Source organism: Azospirillum sp. TSH64 (assembly GCF_003116035.1).
Taxonomy (GTDB): Bacteria; Pseudomonadota; Alphaproteobacteria; order Azospirillales; family Azospirillaceae; genus Azospirillum.
Genome location: NZ_LGQW01000015.1, coordinates 531715 through 545747 on the forward strand (window position 1 = coordinate 531715; position 14033 = coordinate 545747).

The 14033-nt window shown below is 71.3% G+C and carries 15 protein-coding genes; 11 read left to right on the forward strand and 4 right to left on the reverse strand.

Features of this window, described 5'->3' with window-relative positions; translation table 11 throughout:
* Nucleotides 1-69 precede the first annotated feature (69 nt).
* Nucleotides 70-615 (reverse strand): tetratricopeptide repeat protein, encoded by a 546-nt coding sequence (locus TSH64_RS03890; protein WP_199237449.1) that lies wholly within the window; start codon nt 613-615, stop codon nt 70-72.
* Nucleotides 616-823: 208 nt separating this feature from the next.
* Between TSH64_RS03890 and TSH64_RS03895 the strand changes: the two genes are divergently transcribed.
* From TSH64_RS03895 to TSH64_RS03945, 11 genes are all read left to right on the forward strand, one after another.
* Nucleotides 824-1882, forward strand: a complete 1059-nt coding sequence (locus TSH64_RS03895) for a type III polyketide synthase (RefSeq protein ID WP_109095638.1) — start codon at nt 824-826, stop codon at nt 1880-1882.
* A complete protein-coding gene (locus tag TSH64_RS03900) occupies nt 1879-2421 on the forward strand; it encodes an isoprenylcysteine carboxylmethyltransferase family protein (RefSeq protein ID WP_109095639.1) in 543 nt (180 codons plus the stop codon). The genes TSH64_RS03895 and TSH64_RS03900 overlap by 4 nt, the downstream gene beginning before the upstream one ends.
* A 238-nt stretch (nt 2422-2659) precedes the next feature.
* Entirely contained in the window at nt 2660-4123 is a 1464-nt protein-coding gene (gene atpD, locus TSH64_RS03905) for a F0F1 ATP synthase subunit beta (RefSeq protein WP_109095640.1), read from the forward strand.
* Nucleotides 4120-4578: a F0F1 ATP synthase subunit epsilon gene (locus TSH64_RS03910; protein WP_109095641.1), complete on the forward strand. Its 459-nt coding sequence runs from the start codon at nt 4120-4122 to the stop codon at nt 4576-4578. Before atpD ends, TSH64_RS03910 begins: the two co-directional genes overlap by 4 nt.
* Nucleotides 4575-4853, forward strand: a complete 279-nt coding sequence (locus TSH64_RS03915; protein WP_109095642.1) for an AtpZ/AtpI family protein — start codon at nt 4575-4577, stop codon at nt 4851-4853. Before TSH64_RS03910 ends, TSH64_RS03915 begins: the two co-directional genes overlap by 4 nt.
* 1 nt (nt 4854) lies before the next feature.
* A complete protein-coding gene (locus TSH64_RS03920; protein ID WP_247872737.1) occupies nt 4855-5169 on the forward strand; it encodes an ATP synthase subunit I in 315 nt (104 codons plus the stop codon).
* Nucleotides 5166-5840, forward strand: a complete 675-nt coding sequence (locus TSH64_RS03925; RefSeq protein ID WP_109095643.1) for a F0F1 ATP synthase subunit A — start codon at nt 5166-5168, stop codon at nt 5838-5840. Before TSH64_RS03920 ends, TSH64_RS03925 begins: the two co-directional genes overlap by 4 nt.
* 5 nt (nt 5841-5845) lie before the next feature.
* Nucleotides 5846-6085 (forward strand): F0F1 ATP synthase subunit C, encoded by a 240-nt coding sequence (locus TSH64_RS03930; protein ID WP_012977203.1) that lies wholly within the window; start codon nt 5846-5848, stop codon nt 6083-6085.
* A gap of 23 nt (nt 6086-6108) precedes the next feature.
* Nucleotides 6109-6897 (forward strand): F0F1 ATP synthase subunit delta, encoded by a 789-nt coding sequence (locus tag TSH64_RS03935; RefSeq protein ID WP_109095644.1) that lies wholly within the window; start codon nt 6109-6111, stop codon nt 6895-6897.
* The gene (locus TSH64_RS03940; protein WP_109095645.1) at nt 6845-8401 is read left to right on the forward strand and encodes a F0F1 ATP synthase subunit alpha; all 1557 of its coding nucleotides are present in this window, start codon (nt 6845-6847) and stop codon (nt 8399-8401) included. Before TSH64_RS03935 ends, TSH64_RS03940 begins: the two co-directional genes overlap by 53 nt.
* Complete coding sequence (locus TSH64_RS03945; RefSeq protein WP_109095646.1) at nt 8398-9240, forward strand: FoF1 ATP synthase subunit gamma; 843 nt, start codon at nt 8398-8400, stop codon at nt 9238-9240. The genes TSH64_RS03940 and TSH64_RS03945 overlap by 4 nt, the downstream gene beginning before the upstream one ends.
* Here the strand turns inward: TSH64_RS03945 and xdhC are convergent.
* Genes xdhC through xdhA form a run of 3 tightly spaced genes read right to left on the reverse strand, consistent with a single transcriptional unit; the run spans nt 9191 to nt 13906 of the window.
* Nucleotides 9191-10060 (reverse strand): xanthine dehydrogenase accessory protein XdhC, encoded by an 870-nt coding sequence (xdhC, locus tag TSH64_RS03950; protein ID WP_109095647.1) that lies wholly within the window; start codon nt 10058-10060, stop codon nt 9191-9193. The genes TSH64_RS03945 and xdhC overlap by 50 nt on opposite strands.
* On the reverse strand, nt 10057-12441 hold the full coding sequence (gene xdhB / locus TSH64_RS03955; RefSeq protein ID WP_109095648.1) for a xanthine dehydrogenase molybdopterin binding subunit: 2385 nt from the start codon (nt 12439-12441) through the stop codon (nt 10057-10059). The genes xdhC and xdhB overlap by 4 nt, the downstream gene beginning before the upstream one ends.
* Complete coding sequence (gene xdhA, locus TSH64_RS03960; protein WP_109095649.1) at nt 12434-13906, reverse strand: xanthine dehydrogenase small subunit; 1473 nt, start codon at nt 13904-13906, stop codon at nt 12434-12436. The genes xdhB and xdhA overlap by 8 nt, the downstream gene beginning before the upstream one ends.
* Nucleotides 13907-14033: the final 127 nt, after the last annotated feature.

A 14033-nucleotide genomic window follows, 5' to 3' on the forward strand; every position in this document is an offset into this window, starting at 1 on the left:
CTTCCCGATGACCGGACAAAGCGGCGGGAACGCCCCCGCCTGGGGCGGGAAGCGCCTCCGCCGGTGGCGTCAGCCCTTGGCCGGCGTGACGATGGCCTCTTCGAGGTCGCGGTACTCCTCGCATCCGGTGCCGCAGATCGCGCGGATCGCCGCCAGCTGTTCACGCGCCAGATCGGAACGCCCCTTGAGCATGTAGGCCTCCCCCAGATATTCCCGGACCTTGGCGTAGGAGGGGTCGGCCGCCACCGACTTCAGGTAATAGCCGATGCCCTCGTCGATGCGGCCCAGCTTGCGGGTGGCGTAACCGCGGTAATTCAGCACGACCGGGCTGTCCTGGTTGCGCGCCGTCGCGAGAATGTCGAGTGCCTCCTGATAGCGCTCCGCCTTCGCCAGCGAATAGGCGTAGTCGGCGATGTTGTCGTCGGTGAGGTTGGCGCCGCTCTGCTTCACGCATTGCTTCGTCTTCTTGTCATAGACCTCCCCCGGCTTGCAGGTCGGGGTGGTGTCGTCGCCCATGGCACGGGCGGAGACGGGGGCCAGCAGGCCGGTGCCGAGAACGGCGGCGCACAGAAGACCGGCCAGGACGGTGCTTCCGGCCTTGGAACGAACGCTCATCATACTTCTCCCGGAGTTTTTGGGGGGAACGCTTCGCCGTAGCGCGGCGCTGGCGGACAACACCCCACCCCCGGCGGCTATTCGGTCGCGGATAATTTTTTCGGCCCCTTCGCGGCACCGAATAGAGGGCCGGGCCGGCGTGTTCCCCACCCGCCGCGCCGCCAGCATCCCCGCTGCGGCCGTGATTTCCCGAATGGAGCCGCCCCCCGTGTTCCCACCCGTGGCTTTGCTTGGTTTGGGCCTCGGCCTGCCGCCCCATGTCCTGTCCCAAGAGGAGGCCGCCCTCCTCACCACCCGCATCTTCGGCGACCGGCTTGCCGGCTTCCCCCAGTTCGAACGGGTTTTCGCCAACACCGGCATCGCCCGGCGGCACTGCGCCCGTCCGGCCGACTGGTACACCACTTCCCATGGCTGGAGCGACCGCATGGCCGCCTACCGGCAGGCGGCGGAGGCCCTGTTCGTCCAGGCGGCGACAGCGGCCCTGGCGGATGCCGGCATCGCTCCCGCCGAGGTCGATTGCGTGGTCGTCTCCTCCTCCTCCGGCTTCGCAGTGCCGAGCCTGGAGGCGCAGCTCGCCGAGGCCATGGGCTTCCGGCCGGACATCGAGCGGCTGCCGTTGTTCGGGCTCGGCTGTGCCGGCGGCGTGGCGGGGCTGGCGACCGCCGCGCGTCTGGCGGCGCCCCCCGGCCGGATTGTGCTGTTCGTGACCATGGAGCTGTGCAGCCTCGCCTTCCGGCAGGATGACGGCAGCCGCGCCAATCTGGTGGCGAGCGCCCTGTTCGGCGACGGTGCCGCCGCCTGCGTGCTGCGCGGCGGTGCGGAGGAGCGCGCCTTCGCCGTCATCGAGGGTGCCGGTCAGCATCTGTTCCCGCGGTCGCAGGACATCATGGGCTGGCGCATCGACGATGGCGGCTTCGGCATCGTCCTGTCGGCGGCGCTGCCGCAATTCCTGCAAGCCCATCTCCGCCCCGCCCTTGCCCGGCTGCTCGCCCAATGCGGCGCGGAGGAGGAGCGGATCGGCCGCTTCGTCTGCCATCCCGGCGGCACCCGCGTTCTGTCGGCGCTGGAAGACGTGCTGCGGCTGGAGACCGGCAGCCTCGACCATGAACGGGCGGTGCTGGCCGATCACGGCAACATGTCCGCTCCCACGGTGCTGTTCGTGCTGGACCGGGCGCGCCGGGCGGGATTGCCGGGCCGGGCGGCGCTTCTGGCGCTCGGTCCCGGCTTTGCCGCCAACCTGATCACGCTGCGGCGGGGAATGCGGTGACAGCTCCGATCATCGTCATGCTGCTGGTGACGGCGCAGCGCCTCAGTGAACTGGTCATCGACCGGCGCAACCGCGTGGCGCTGTTGGCCCAAGGTGCGCGTGAGCATGGGCGCGGCCATTACCCGTGGATGATGCTTCTGCATGCCGGGTGGCTGGCCGGCCTCTGGGAGGCAGCACTGGGAGGCCCGTTGTGGACTCACGGTCCGGGCATCGTGCCCGTCGAACCGGCCTGGCTGGCGGTCCTCCTCGCCATGCAGGCGCTCCGCCTCTGGGTGCAGGCGACGCTGGGGTGGCGCTGGACCACCAGGATCGTCGTGCTCGACGGAATGCCGCCGGTCCGCACCGGCCCCTACCGCTTCACCAACCATCCCAACTATCTGGCGGTCGCGGTGGAGATCGCCGCTCTTCCGCTCGCCTTCGGCATGGCTGGCTATGCCCTTCTCTTCTCCCTCCTCAACACCGCGATGCTCGCCGTGCGAATCCGGGTCGAGGATCGGGCGCTCGGTCGAAGACAGGACGCCGCTCTCCGCGTCGGTTAAGTCAATTTGTGGGCACAGGGTTTGATTTGACGCAATGCCGCAACGCGGCGAAGAGGTCTATCCTTGGGTCTGGTGGTCGATCTGGTTGACGCGTTGCCCTCCACCCCGACGGCGCCGCTTCCCGGCGCCCCTTCCCCCGGCCAACGGGGGAAGGTTGGGTGGGGCTTCTTCCCGCAGCGCTGCCATCGCCACCGCCATTCTGCACGGTTCCCATCCTGCCCAACCGGCCGGAGTGACCATGTCCGTCCAGTCTTCCGCCGAAGTACCATCCACCGACCGACCTGCCGCCCCGGATCCACAGCGGGAACCAGGACAGGTGGTTGCCGTCCGCGGTTCCGTCATCGACCTGCGCTTTCCCGAAGCCGCCCTGCCGCCGCTGTTCGACGCGGTGGAAATCCTGTGGGATGGACCGGAGCGGCTGGTGGCGGAAATCCAAAGCCATCTGGACGCCCGGACCGCCCGCGCCATCGCCCTCCAGGGCACCTCCGGCCTGCGGCGCGGCACGCCGGCACGCCCGACCGGCGGCCCGCTGACCGCCCCGGTGGGCAAGGCCGTGCTGGGTAGGCTGCTCGACGTGATGGGGCTTGCGCGCGACGACGGGCCGGAACTGCCGCCCGACACCCCGCGCTCACCGATCCACCGCCGGCCGCCGCCGCTGGCCCGCCGCAATCCGCGCCGAGACTTGATGGAGACCGGCATCAAGGTGATCGACCTGCTGGCCCCGATGGCCCGCGGCGGTAAGGCGGCGATGTTCGGTGGCGCCGGGGTCGGCAAGACCGTGCTGGTGATGGAGCTGATCCGCAAGATGGTGGAGCGCCACACCGGCATCTCCGTCTTCGCCGGCATCGGCGAACGGTCCCGCGAGGGGCAGGAGCTGTGGGAGGAAATGAAGCGGTCCAGGGTGCTGGACCGCACGGCACTCGTCTTCGGCCAGATGAACGAACCGCCGGGTGCGCGCTGGCGCGTCGGCCTGACCGCCTTGACCATCGCCGAGCATTTCCGCGACGAGGAGATGCTGGACGTGCTGCTGCTGATGGACAACGTCTTCCGCTTCGTCCAGGCCGGTGCGGAGGTTTCGGGCCTGCTCGGCCGCCTGCCGTCCCGCGTCGGCTACCAGCCCACGCTGGCCAGCGAGATCGCCGAGCTGGAGGAGCGGGTCGCCTCCACCCCCGGCGCCGTGGTGACGGCGATCCAGGCGGTCTACGTTCCGGCCGACGATTTCAGCGATCCGGCGGTGGCGGAGCTGTTCAGCCATCTCGACAGCTCCATCGTTCTGTCGCGCGCCATGGCGGCGGAAGGGCTCTATCCGGCGGTCGATCCGCTCGGCTCCACCTCCAGCCTGCTCGACCCGCTGGTGGTGGGCGAGGCGCATTACCGGCTGGCCGAGGAGGTGCGCAAGACCATCGCCCATTACCGCGAATTGCAGGACGTCATTGCCTTGCTGGGAATGGAGGAGCTGAGCGCCGCCGACCGGCTGGCCGTGCGCCGCGCCCGCCGTTTGCAGCGCTTCCTGACCCAGCCCTTCCTGGTGACGGAGGCCTTCACCGGCCATGGCGGCGTCAGCGTGCCGCTGGAGGAAACGCTGAAAGGCTGCCGCGCCATCCTCGACGGCGACTGCGACGACTGGGCGGAAAGCGCCTTCTTCATGACCGGGACCCTGGACCAGATCCGCGAGCGCGACCGCGCCGGGAGGACGGGATGAACGACCTTTCCCTCATCGTCACGACCCCGACCTCGGTCGCCGTGACGCTCACCGGTCTCCGCCATATGCGGGCGGAAGACGCCAGCGGCGCCTTCGGCATCTGGCCCGGCCATGCCGATCTGCTGACCGCCCTGGCCATCTCCGTCATCAGCTGGCGCACCACCGACGGCCGGGAAGGCCATTGCGCCGTGCACGGCGGGGTGCTGACCATCCGCGATGGCGGGCAGGTCGCCGTGGCGACGCGCGAGGCGGTATCGGGCGACGACCTGCGCGCGCTGGAGCGCGACGTGCTCGCCCGCTTCCGCCGCAATCTGGAGGAGGAGGGAGAGGCCCGCTCCGGCGCCCGCCGCATGCATCTGGCGGCGGTCCGCCACATCCTGGCCTATCTGCGGCCCGACCGGCGCCCCACGGGTCCATTCGCACCCACCGCGGACGGCGGGGAGGACAGGCCATGACCGACGACAAGGATCCGCTTCCCGGCAGCGTCCGCCGCCACCGCGAACGGCGGGAGCATTGGCAGCGCGAGGGCGAACGGCCGATCGGCCGCAACCTCGCCCTGATCGGGGCGCTCGGCTGGCTGGTGATCGTTCCGACCCTGGCCGGGCTGTTCGCCGGACGCTGGCTCGACGAGCGGGCCGGCGGCGGGATCTTCTGGACGGCGGCGCTGCTGTTTGCAGGCGTCGCGCTCGGCGGCTGGCTCGCCTGGAACCGCATCGAACAGGAACGCTGACATGATTGTGCCGCCCTATCTGCTCCCCATCCTTGCCGGGGCTCTGGCCGGCCTGACGCTCGGCACCCTGTTCTTTCGCGGGCTGGCGGCGACGGCGCGGCTCTATGCGGTGGGCGGGGTGCGGCGGGCGATGCCGCTCTATCTGCTGCGGCTGGCCGGTGCCACCGCCGGCTTCACCATCGCCGCGGTCTGGGGCGGGGCGGAGGCGCTGCTGGCGATGCTGGCCGGATTCCAGCTGGCGCGCAGCGTCGTGGTCCGGCGCGAGCGGCGGATGCAGGAGGGCGCGCTGGAGGGGCCGCGGGAGAGGACGCCATGACCGAGTCACCGCTGACGACGCCGGTCGTCTTCCTGCTGGGCCCGGTCCCGGTGACGCTGCCGGTCGTCGTCACCTGGGGACTGATGGCGGCGATGGCGCTGGGCGCGGCACTGGCGACCCGGCGGCTGCGGGTGGAGCGGCCCGGTCCGGTCCAGACCGTGCTGGAGCTGGTGGTGGAGACGCTGCGCCGGCAGATCGGCGAGACGATGCAGACCGACGCCACGCCTTTCCTGCCGCTGCTGGGCACGCTGTTCCTCTATCTGGCGGTCGCCAACCTGTCGGGGCTGGTGCCGGGGCTGAAGGCGCCGACCGCCTTCCTGGAGACGGCGGCGGCGCTGGCGCTGATCGTGCTGCTGGCGTCGCAGGTGCTGGGCATCCGCCGGCGCGGCCTGTGGGCCTATCTGAAGGGCTTCGCCCACCCCAGCCCGCTGCTGCTGCCTCTGAACCTGCTGTCGGAGCTGACGCGCGCCTTCTCCCTGTCGATCCGCCTGTTCGGCAATGTGATGAGCGGGGAGTTCGTCATCGCCATCGTGCTGTCGCTGGCCGGGCTGTTCGTGCCGGTGCCGCTGATGGCGCTGGAGCTGCTGCTGGGCCTCGTCCAGGCGTACATCTTCACCATCCTGGCCGCGGTCTTCATCGGCGGCGCCGTCGGAACCATCGAGAAAGGGTAGCAACCATGGACGTCCATGCCATCAGCATCCTGGGGGCGGCACTGGCGGTGTCGGTCGGCGCCATCGGACCGGCGCTGGCCGAGGGCCGCGCCGTCGCCGCGGCGATGGAGGCCATCGCCCGCCAGCCCGAGGCCGCCAACACCCTGTCGCGAACCCTGTTCGTCGGGCTGGCGATGATCGAGACGATGGCGATCTACTGCCTCGTCGTGGCGCTGCTTCTGCTCTTCGCCAACCCGTTCGCCTGAGTGCCGCAACCCCGAGGTCCGTCATGCACATCGACGGTTGGACCCTTCTGCTCCAGGCGGTCAATTTCCTGATCCTGGTCTGGCTGCTGCGCCGCTTCCTCTACCGTCCGGTCCTGGCGGTGATCGCCGAGCGGCAGGCCGCCACCGAGCGCGTCCGCAGCGAGGCCGAGGCCGCGCGGGAAGCCGCCGAAGCCGCACGCCGGAGCCTGGAGGAGCAGCGCACCGCCCTGCCGGCCGAGCGCGGCCGCCTGATCGCGGCCGCCCGCGCCGAGGCGGAGGCCGAACGCGCCGTCCTGCTGGAAAAGGCCAGGGGCGAGACCGACCATGCGCTGGAGGAGGCGCGCAGCCGGCTGGCCGAGGAGCGGGCGCAGGCGCTGGAGGCGTTGCAGCGCCATGCCGCCGAACTCGGCACCGAACTGGCGGCCCGGCTCCTGCGCGACGCCCCGGCCGCTGCCTTGACCGTGCCGCTGCTGGACGAGGCCTGCGCGGCGGTGGAGGCGTTGAGCGTCCCCCAGCGCCATGCCCTGGCCGATGGGATCGACCCGGTGCCGGTTCGGCTTGCCATCGCCGCTGCGCTGCCGGAAGCCGACGTCGCCCGGACACGCGACCGGCTGGCCGCGACGCTCGGCCGGCCGGTGGCCTTGGAACCGGTCGAGGACCCGTCGCTGATCGCCGGGGTGGAGCTACATTTTGCCCACAGCGTCGTCCGCCGCAGCTGGAAACAGGCGCTGGCCGAGGCGAAGGAGGAGATGACGCGTCATGACTCCGCAAGACACACTGCCGAACGACACACTGCCGACACCGTCGCTTGAGGACGCGCTCGACGCCTGGATACCGGGCGCACTGCGGCGGCTCGATGGGCTGGAGACGGCTGCGCGGCTGGAATCGGTCGGGCGGGTGGAATCGGTGGGCGACGGCATCGCCCATGTCTCCGGCCTGCCCGACGTGAGGGTTGACGAGTTGCTGCTGTTCCCTGGAGGGGTGGCCGGGCTCGCCATGGATCTGGACGGGCAGATCGGCTGCGTCCTGCTCGGCGACGCGGCGGCGGTCAGCGCCGGCGGCACCGTCCATGGCACCGGCACGGTGCTGCGCGTGCCGGTCGGCGACGGGCTGATGGGCCGGGTGGTCGATCCGCTCGGCAACCCGCTCGATGACGGCCCCCCGGTGGAGGCCGAACGGTGGGAGCCGGTGGAGCGCCCCGCCCCGACCATCGCGGAGCGCGCGGCGGTGTCCGCCCCTTTGCTGACCGGCACAGCGGTCATCGACGCCATGTTCCCGCTCGGCCGTGGTCAGCGCGAGTTGCTGATCGGCGACCGCGCCACCGGCAAGACCGCCATCGCGGTGGATGCCATCCTCAACCAGACGGATGGCGACGTATACTGCGTCTATGTCGCCGTCGGCCAGAAGGCGTCGGGCGTCCGCGCGGCCATCGAGGCGGTGCGCCAGGGCGGGGCGGCAAAGCGCACCCTGTTCGTCGTCGCCGCCGCCGATGCCGCCCCCGGCCTGCAATGGCTGGCTCCCTATGCCGGGTTTACGATGGCCGAACATTTCCGCGACAGCGGCCGCCACGCCCTGGTCATCGTCGACGATCTGTCCAAGCATGCGGCGGTCCATCGCCAATTGTCGCTTCTGCTGCGACGTCCGCCGGGGCGGGAGGCCTATCCGGGCGACGTGTTCTACCTGCACAGCCGCCTGCTGGAACGGGCGGCCAAGCTCAGCCCGGCCAGGGGCGGCGGGTCGCTGACGGCGCTTCCCATCGCCGAGACCCAGGGCGGCAACCTGTCGGCCTACATCCCGACCAACCTGATCTCGATCACCGACGGCCAGGTCTGCCTGGACGCCAAGCTGTTCTACGAAGGGCAGAAACCGGCGGTCGACATCGGCCGCAGCGTGTCGCGCGTCGGCGGCAAGGCGCAGCCGCCGGTGCTGCGCGCCCTGGCCGAGCCGCTGCGGCTCGACTACGCGCAGTTCCTGGAGCTGGAGGTCTTCACCCGCTTCGGCGGTCTGGTCGACGAGCGGACGCGCAAGGCGGTGGCGCATGGCCAGCGCATGCGCGCTCTGCTGGCCCAGCGCCACCTGTCGCCCCGTCCGCTGGCGGTCCAGGCGGCGCAATTGCTGGCGCTCGTCGACGGCACGCTGGACAGGCTGCCGCTGGAGGCGATCCCGCGTTTCCAAGCGGCGCTTGCCGGGCTGGTCGCCGTCCGCCCGCCCAAGATCGGCGAGGCGCTGGACGACGCCACGAAGACCGCGCTGCGCGACCTGATCGCCCAGGCCGCCGCCGGGCTTGGCGGAGAGGCGGGCGGAGGGACGCCATGAGCGAGCGGCTGGCCGATGTCGAGGCCCGGCGGGCCAGCGTGCAGGAGCTGGAGGCGGTGACCGACGTCATGCGCTCGCTGGCCGCCATGCGGCTGCAGCAGGCGCTCGGCACGCTGGCCGGCACCCGCGCCTATGCCGAGGTGATCGCCGGGGCGCTGGCCCAGGCGGCGGCCCTGCTGGACGACGCGCCGGTCCAGTGGCCGGCGGACGGGCATGACGGCCGGTCGGCGCTGGTGCTGTTCGCGCCGGAGCACGGCTTCGTCGGCGCCTTCGCCGAAAGGCTGGTCGAGGCCGCGCTGGCCGCCCCGGACGGCTGCGCGCTGTGGGTGGTGGGCCTGCGCGGCGCCGCCCTGCTGGAGGAGCGCGGACGCCCGCCGGCCTGGAGCACGGCGATGGCGACCAACACCGATGCCGTCACCGCCACCGCCCGGCACATTGCCGACGCGCTCTATCAGGCGGCGGCGGAGGGGCGGCTGGGCCGGGTGGAGCTGCTCTACGGCCGGACCGAGGGCGGCGCGCCGCCGGAACCGGTGCGCCGGCCGCTGCTGCCGCTCGGTCTGCCGCAGGGCGGCGCCCGGCCGGTGCCGCCGCTGATCAACATGCCGCCGCGCGAGCTGATCGCCCGGCTGGTCGACGAGTATGTCTTCGCCCTGCTGGCCGACGCCGCGATGGAAAGCTTCGCCGCCGAGAATGCGGCGCGCCTCTCCACCATGATGACGGCCCACCACAACATCGAAACCACGCTGGACGGGCTGACCGCCACGGCACGCCACCTGCGCCAGGAACAGGTCACGAATGAGCTGATCGAGCTGGTGTCGGGGGCGGAGGCGATGGGGTGAAAGGGGGGCTGAGAGGGCGCGCGAAGGCCACCAGCAGTTCCGCCGCGACGAGGGCCGCGATCACCTCCGGCCGCTTGTCGCCGGTCAGCGCGGCGCCAATGGGGCAGGTCAGCCCCGCCAGGGCGTCCACCTCCCGCCCGCGCGCCCGGAACCAGCGCTCGAACTTCGCCCGCTTCGTCGCCGAGCCGATCATGCCGACATAGGCCGCATCGCCGCGCCGCAGGGCCGCCTCGGCGATCTCGAAGTCCAGCGCATGGCTGTGGGTCAGCACCAGATAGCCGGACCCGGCGGGAGCCGCCGCCAGAGGGTCGAGCGGGCTGTCGGTCAGGATGCGCTCAACCCCCGCCGGGATCGTTTCGGGAAACTCCTGCGCCCGGCCGTCGATCCAGACGAGGCGCAGCGGCAGCGGGGCGAAGGCGGTCGCCATCGCGCGTCCGACATGGCCGGCGCCGAACAGCAGCAGGGTCGGCCGCGCCGCCAGCACCCGGCGCTCGCGTTCCTCCAGGGCGGCGACGGTGCCGGCGTCGGCGCGCTCCAGCCGCAGCACCACATGCCCGCCGCAGCACTGCCCGGTCGCCGGCCCCAGCGCAAGGTCGAGCGTTTCGGCGGCGCTGCCATCCTCCAGCATCCGCCGCGCGGTGGCGATGGCGGTCCATTCCAGCCGGCCGCCGCCGACGGTGCCGGCACAGGCCTCCCGCCCCACCAGCATGCCGGCCCCCTCCTCCCGCGGGGTGGAGCCGCGCGCCTCGGCGACGGTCACCAGCACGGCGGGTTCATCGCGGGAGAGCCAGTGCGATAGGGTGGCGGACAGCGGCGTCATGGTTGGGAAGACGCCGTCTCCCGCTCCCGCAGGGCGGCGATGCAGGCCAGCACCCGTTCCGGCGTGGCCGGCGCGTCCAGCCGCGGGCAGAGCCGGTGCCCGGCGAGGCTCGCCACCGCGTCGGACAGGGCGTGCAGGACCGACATGCCGAGCATGAAGGGGGGCTCGCCCACCGCCTTGGAACGGAAGATGGTGTCCTCGCGGTTCGGCGCGTTTTCCAGAAGCGCCACGTTGAAGATGCGCGGGCGGTCGGAGCAGGCCGGGATCTTGTAGGTGCTGGGCGCATGGGTGCGCAGGCGGCCCTGCCCGTCCCACCACAGCTCCTCCATGGTCAGCCAGCCCATGCCCTGGACGAAGCCGCCCTCGATCTGGCCCTTGTCGATCACCGGGTTCAGCGAGCGGCCGCAATCGTGCAGGATGTCCACCCGGTCGACGACATATTCGCCGGTCAGCGTGTCCACCGTCACCTCGGCGCAGGCGGCGCCATAGGCGAAATAATAGAAGGGCGTGCCGCGCCCGGTGGCGCGGTCCCAATGGATCTTCGGCGTCTTGTAGAAGCCGGTGGCCGACAGTTGCACCCGCGCCATGTAGGCGGCGCGGACCAGATCGGCGAAGCTCATGTCGCGGTCGCCGACCAGCACCCGGTTGCGCTCGAACCGCACCGCGTCCGGCGCCACGCCCCAATTCTCCGCCGCGAAGGCGACCAGCCGCTCCCGGATGGTCCGGGCCGCCGCCTGCGCCGCCTTGCCGTTGAGGTCGGAGCCGGAGGATGCCGCGGTGGCGGACGTGTTGGGCACCTTGCCGGTGTTGGTGGCGGTCGGGCGGATGGTGGCGATGTCGACCTGGAACTCCTCGGCCACCACCTGGGCGACCTTGGTGTAGAGCCCCTGCCCCATCTCGATGCCGCCATGGTTCAGCTGGATGCTGCCGTCGGTGTAGACATGGACCAGGGCGCCGGCCTGGTTGTAATGGCTGGCGGTGAAGGAGATGCCGAACTTCACCGGCGTCAGGGCCAGCCCCTTGCGCAGGATGCGGCTGCCGGCGTTGAAGGCGCGGATCTCTTCCCGCCGCTGCCAGTAGCCGCTGCTCTCCTCAAGCTGCGCCACAAGGTCGGGCAGGATGTTGTCGGTGACGGTCTGGTGGTAGGGCGTCAGGCTGCGGCCGTCCGTCTCGGGATCGCTGCCGTAGAAGTTCCGCTTGCGGATCTCCAGCGGGTCCTTGCCCAGGGCATAGGCGATCTCGTCGATCACCCGTTCCGCCGCCACCATGCCCTGCGGGCCGCCGAAGCCGCGGAAGGCGGTGTTGGACACCGTGTTGGTCTTCAGCGGCAGCGATTGCAGCCGCGCCGCCGGGTAGAAATAGCCGTTGTCGGCATGGAAGAGCGCGCGGTCGGTCACCGGGCCGGACAGGTCGGCGGCGTAGCCGGCGCGGGCGGCGAACAGCATGTCGACGCCCTGGATCAGGCCGCTGCCGTCGAAGCCGACGCTATAATCGATCTCGAAATCATGGCGCTTGCCGGTGATCTGGAAATCGTCGTCGCGGTCGGGGCGCAGCTTGGCGGCGCGGCCGGTGCGCTTGGCGACCAGCGCGGTGCAGGCGGCGAACAGGTTCGACTGGGTTTCCTTGCCGCCGAAGCCGCCGCCCATGCGGCGCACCTCCACCGTCACCGCGGCGCTGGGCAGGTCCAGCACATGGGCGACGATGTGCTGGACCTCCGTCGGGTGCTGGGTCGAGACGTGGATCAGCACCTCGCCATCCTCGCCCGGCACCGCCATGGCGATCTGGCTTTCCAGATAGAAATGCTCCTGCCCGCCGATGGCGAGCCGGCCCGCCACGCGGTGCGGTGCGGCGGCCAGCGCCGCGTCGGCATCGCCGACCCGCAGCGTCATCGGCGGGGTGACGAGCGTGCGCTCGCCGTCGCGGGCGGCGGCGATGGTCAGGATGGCGGGCAGATCCTCATACTCGACCACCGCCAGTCTGGCGGCGCGGCGGGCCTGGTCGCGGGTCTCGGCGGCGACGGCGAAGATCGGCTGGCCGACATGCTCGACCAGGGTGGAGGCGAACAGCGGCTCGTCATGCTTGCCCATGCAGCCGATGTCGTTGACCCCCGGCACGTCTTCGGCGGTGAAGACCGTCACCACGCCGGGCGCCTGCCTAACCGGCGACAGGTCGATGGCGCGGATGCGCGCATGGGCCCGGCTGCTGAGGCCCAGATAGACATGCAGCAGACCGGCCGGCTCGGCGATGTCGTCGACATAGACCGCCTCGCCGCTGACATGCTTGTGGGCGCTCTCGTGCCGGCGGGAGTCGTGGACCGCGCCCTGGATGCGATCCGGGGTGCGCTCGGGGGCGGGTGCGATGGGCGTCGTCACGTCAGGCATGTGCAAGCCTCCGGTCGCCGACCAGACGGGTCTCCGCCGCCGGGTCGCTGGTCTCGACATACAGCTTCATCAGCAAATTCGCGGCCACCGTGGAGCGGTAAGCGGCGCTGGCCCGCCAGTCGGACAGCGGCGCGTAGTCCCCCGCCAGCGCCTCCATCCCCAGCCGCACGGTTTCCTCGGTCCAGTGGCGGCCCAGCAGCACCGCTTCGGCCCCGGCGGAGCGTTTGGGCGTGCCGGCCATGCCGCCGAAGGCGATGCGGATGTCGGCGACCCGGCCCTCGCCATCCAGCGTCAGGCGGAAGGCGCCGCAGACGGCGGAGATGTCCTGGTCGAAGCGCTTGGCGATCTTGTAGGCACGGAACCGCTCACCCGCCGCCGGCTTGGGCAGGATCACCGCCTCGACGAACTCGCCCTCGCGGCGGTCCTGCTTGCCGTATTCGAGGAAGAAGTCCTCCAGCGGCAGCTCGCGCGTCTCCTCGCCGCGCCGCAGCCGCAGGCTGGCGCCGCAGGCGATCAGGGCCGGCGGGCTGTCGCCGATGGGGGAGCCGTTGGCGATGTTGCCGCCGATGGTGCCCATGTTGCGCACCTGCTCCGCCCCGATGCGGCGGATCAGCTCGCCGAAATCGGGATAGAGCGCGGCGATCCGCTCCGCCGCGTCGCTGTAGGTGACGCCGGCCCCGATCGCCAGCGCGTCGCCGCGGTCCTCGATCCGCCGCAGGGCACGGACCCGGCCGGTGTAGACCACCGTCGCCAGCACGCGCTGGAACTTGGTCACCCACAGCCCGACATCGGTCGCCCCGGCCACGATGGTGGCGCCGGGGTTGTCGAGCAGCAGCTGCGCCAGTTGCGGCACGGTGGCGGGGGCCAAGAAGCGGCGCCCGGCGGATCCCACGCTGAGGATCTCCTCGTCGCGCAGGGCCTTGAGCTTGTCCGCCATGGCGGCGCGGTCGGCGAAGCGGTCGCTCCTGCGGTCGCCGATCCCGTACATGGCGTGGGCGGCGCGGACGATGGGCTCGTAGCCGGTGCAGCGGCAGAGGTTTCCGGCCAGCGCGTCGTCGATGCGCTGCCCGTCGGGCCGGTCCTCGTTCAGGTAAAGCGCCAGCAGCGACATGACGAAGCCGGGCGTGCAGAAGCCGCATTGCGAGCCGTGGCAATCGACCATCGCCTGCTGCACCGGATGCAGCGCGCCGTCCTGTCCCTTCAGATGCTCCACCGTCAGCAGGCGGCAGCCGTCCAGCGTGGCGAGGAAGCGGATGCAGGCGTTCACCGCCTCGTAGCGCAGGCTGTCGCCGTCCAGCCGGCCGACCACCACGGTGCAGGCGCCGCAATCGCCCTCCGCACAGCCTTCCTTGGTGCCGACCCGCCGTTCCGACAGCCGCAGCCAGTCGAGCACCGTCAGGGTGGGATCGACCGCGTCGATCTCCCGAAGCTCGTCCCCGAGATAGAAGCGGAGGCGCTGGCGCATGGCTGCTCCCGTTGAACTGGTGACGATGTGACGCAGTATTTCACTGACGTTAACTCTGTCACCAGATCGGCAGCGCGGGAAAGAGTTTCAAACGATTTGCAAAAGAGCGGCGGGGCGAAGGCCTCCT

Coding starts and splice junctions, on each gene's coding strand:
- TSH64_RS03890 (WP_199237449.1), bottom strand. CDS start 615: ATGAGCGTTCGTTCCAAGGCCGGAAGCACCGTCCTGGCCGGTCTTCTG.
- atpD (WP_109095640.1), top strand. CDS start 2,660: ATGTCCGTCCAGTCTTCCGCCGAAGTACCATCCACCGACCGACCTGCC.
- TSH64_RS03910 (WP_109095641.1), top strand. CDS start 4,120: ATGAACGACCTTTCCCTCATCGTCACGACCCCGACCTCGGTCGCCGTG.
- TSH64_RS03915 (WP_109095642.1), top strand. CDS start 4,575: ATGACCGACGACAAGGATCCGCTTCCCGGCAGCGTCCGCCGCCACCGC.
- TSH64_RS03920 (WP_247872737.1), top strand. CDS start 4,855: ATGATTGTGCCGCCCTATCTGCTCCCCATCCTTGCCGGGGCTCTGGCC.
- TSH64_RS03925 (WP_109095643.1), top strand. CDS start 5,166: ATGACCGAGTCACCGCTGACGACGCCGGTCGTCTTCCTGCTGGGCCCG.
- TSH64_RS03930 (WP_012977203.1), top strand. CDS start 5,846: ATGGACGTCCATGCCATCAGCATCCTGGGGGCGGCACTGGCGGTGTCG.
- TSH64_RS03935 (WP_109095644.1), top strand. CDS start 6,109: ATGCACATCGACGGTTGGACCCTTCTGCTCCAGGCGGTCAATTTCCTG.
- TSH64_RS03940 (WP_109095645.1), top strand. CDS start 6,845: ATGACTCCGCAAGACACACTGCCGAACGACACACTGCCGACACCGTCG.
- TSH64_RS03945 (WP_109095646.1), top strand. CDS start 8,398: ATGAGCGAGCGGCTGGCCGATGTCGAGGCCCGGCGGGCCAGCGTGCAG.
- xdhC (WP_109095647.1), bottom strand. CDS start 10,060: ATGACGCCGCTGTCCGCCACCCTATCGCACTGGCTCTCCCGCGATGAA.
- xdhB (WP_109095648.1), bottom strand. CDS start 12,441: ATGCCTGACGTGACGACGCCCATCGCACCCGCCCCCGAGCGCACCCCG.
- xdhA (WP_109095649.1), bottom strand. CDS start 13,906: ATGCGCCAGCGCCTCCGCTTCTATCTCGGGGACGAGCTTCGGGAGATC.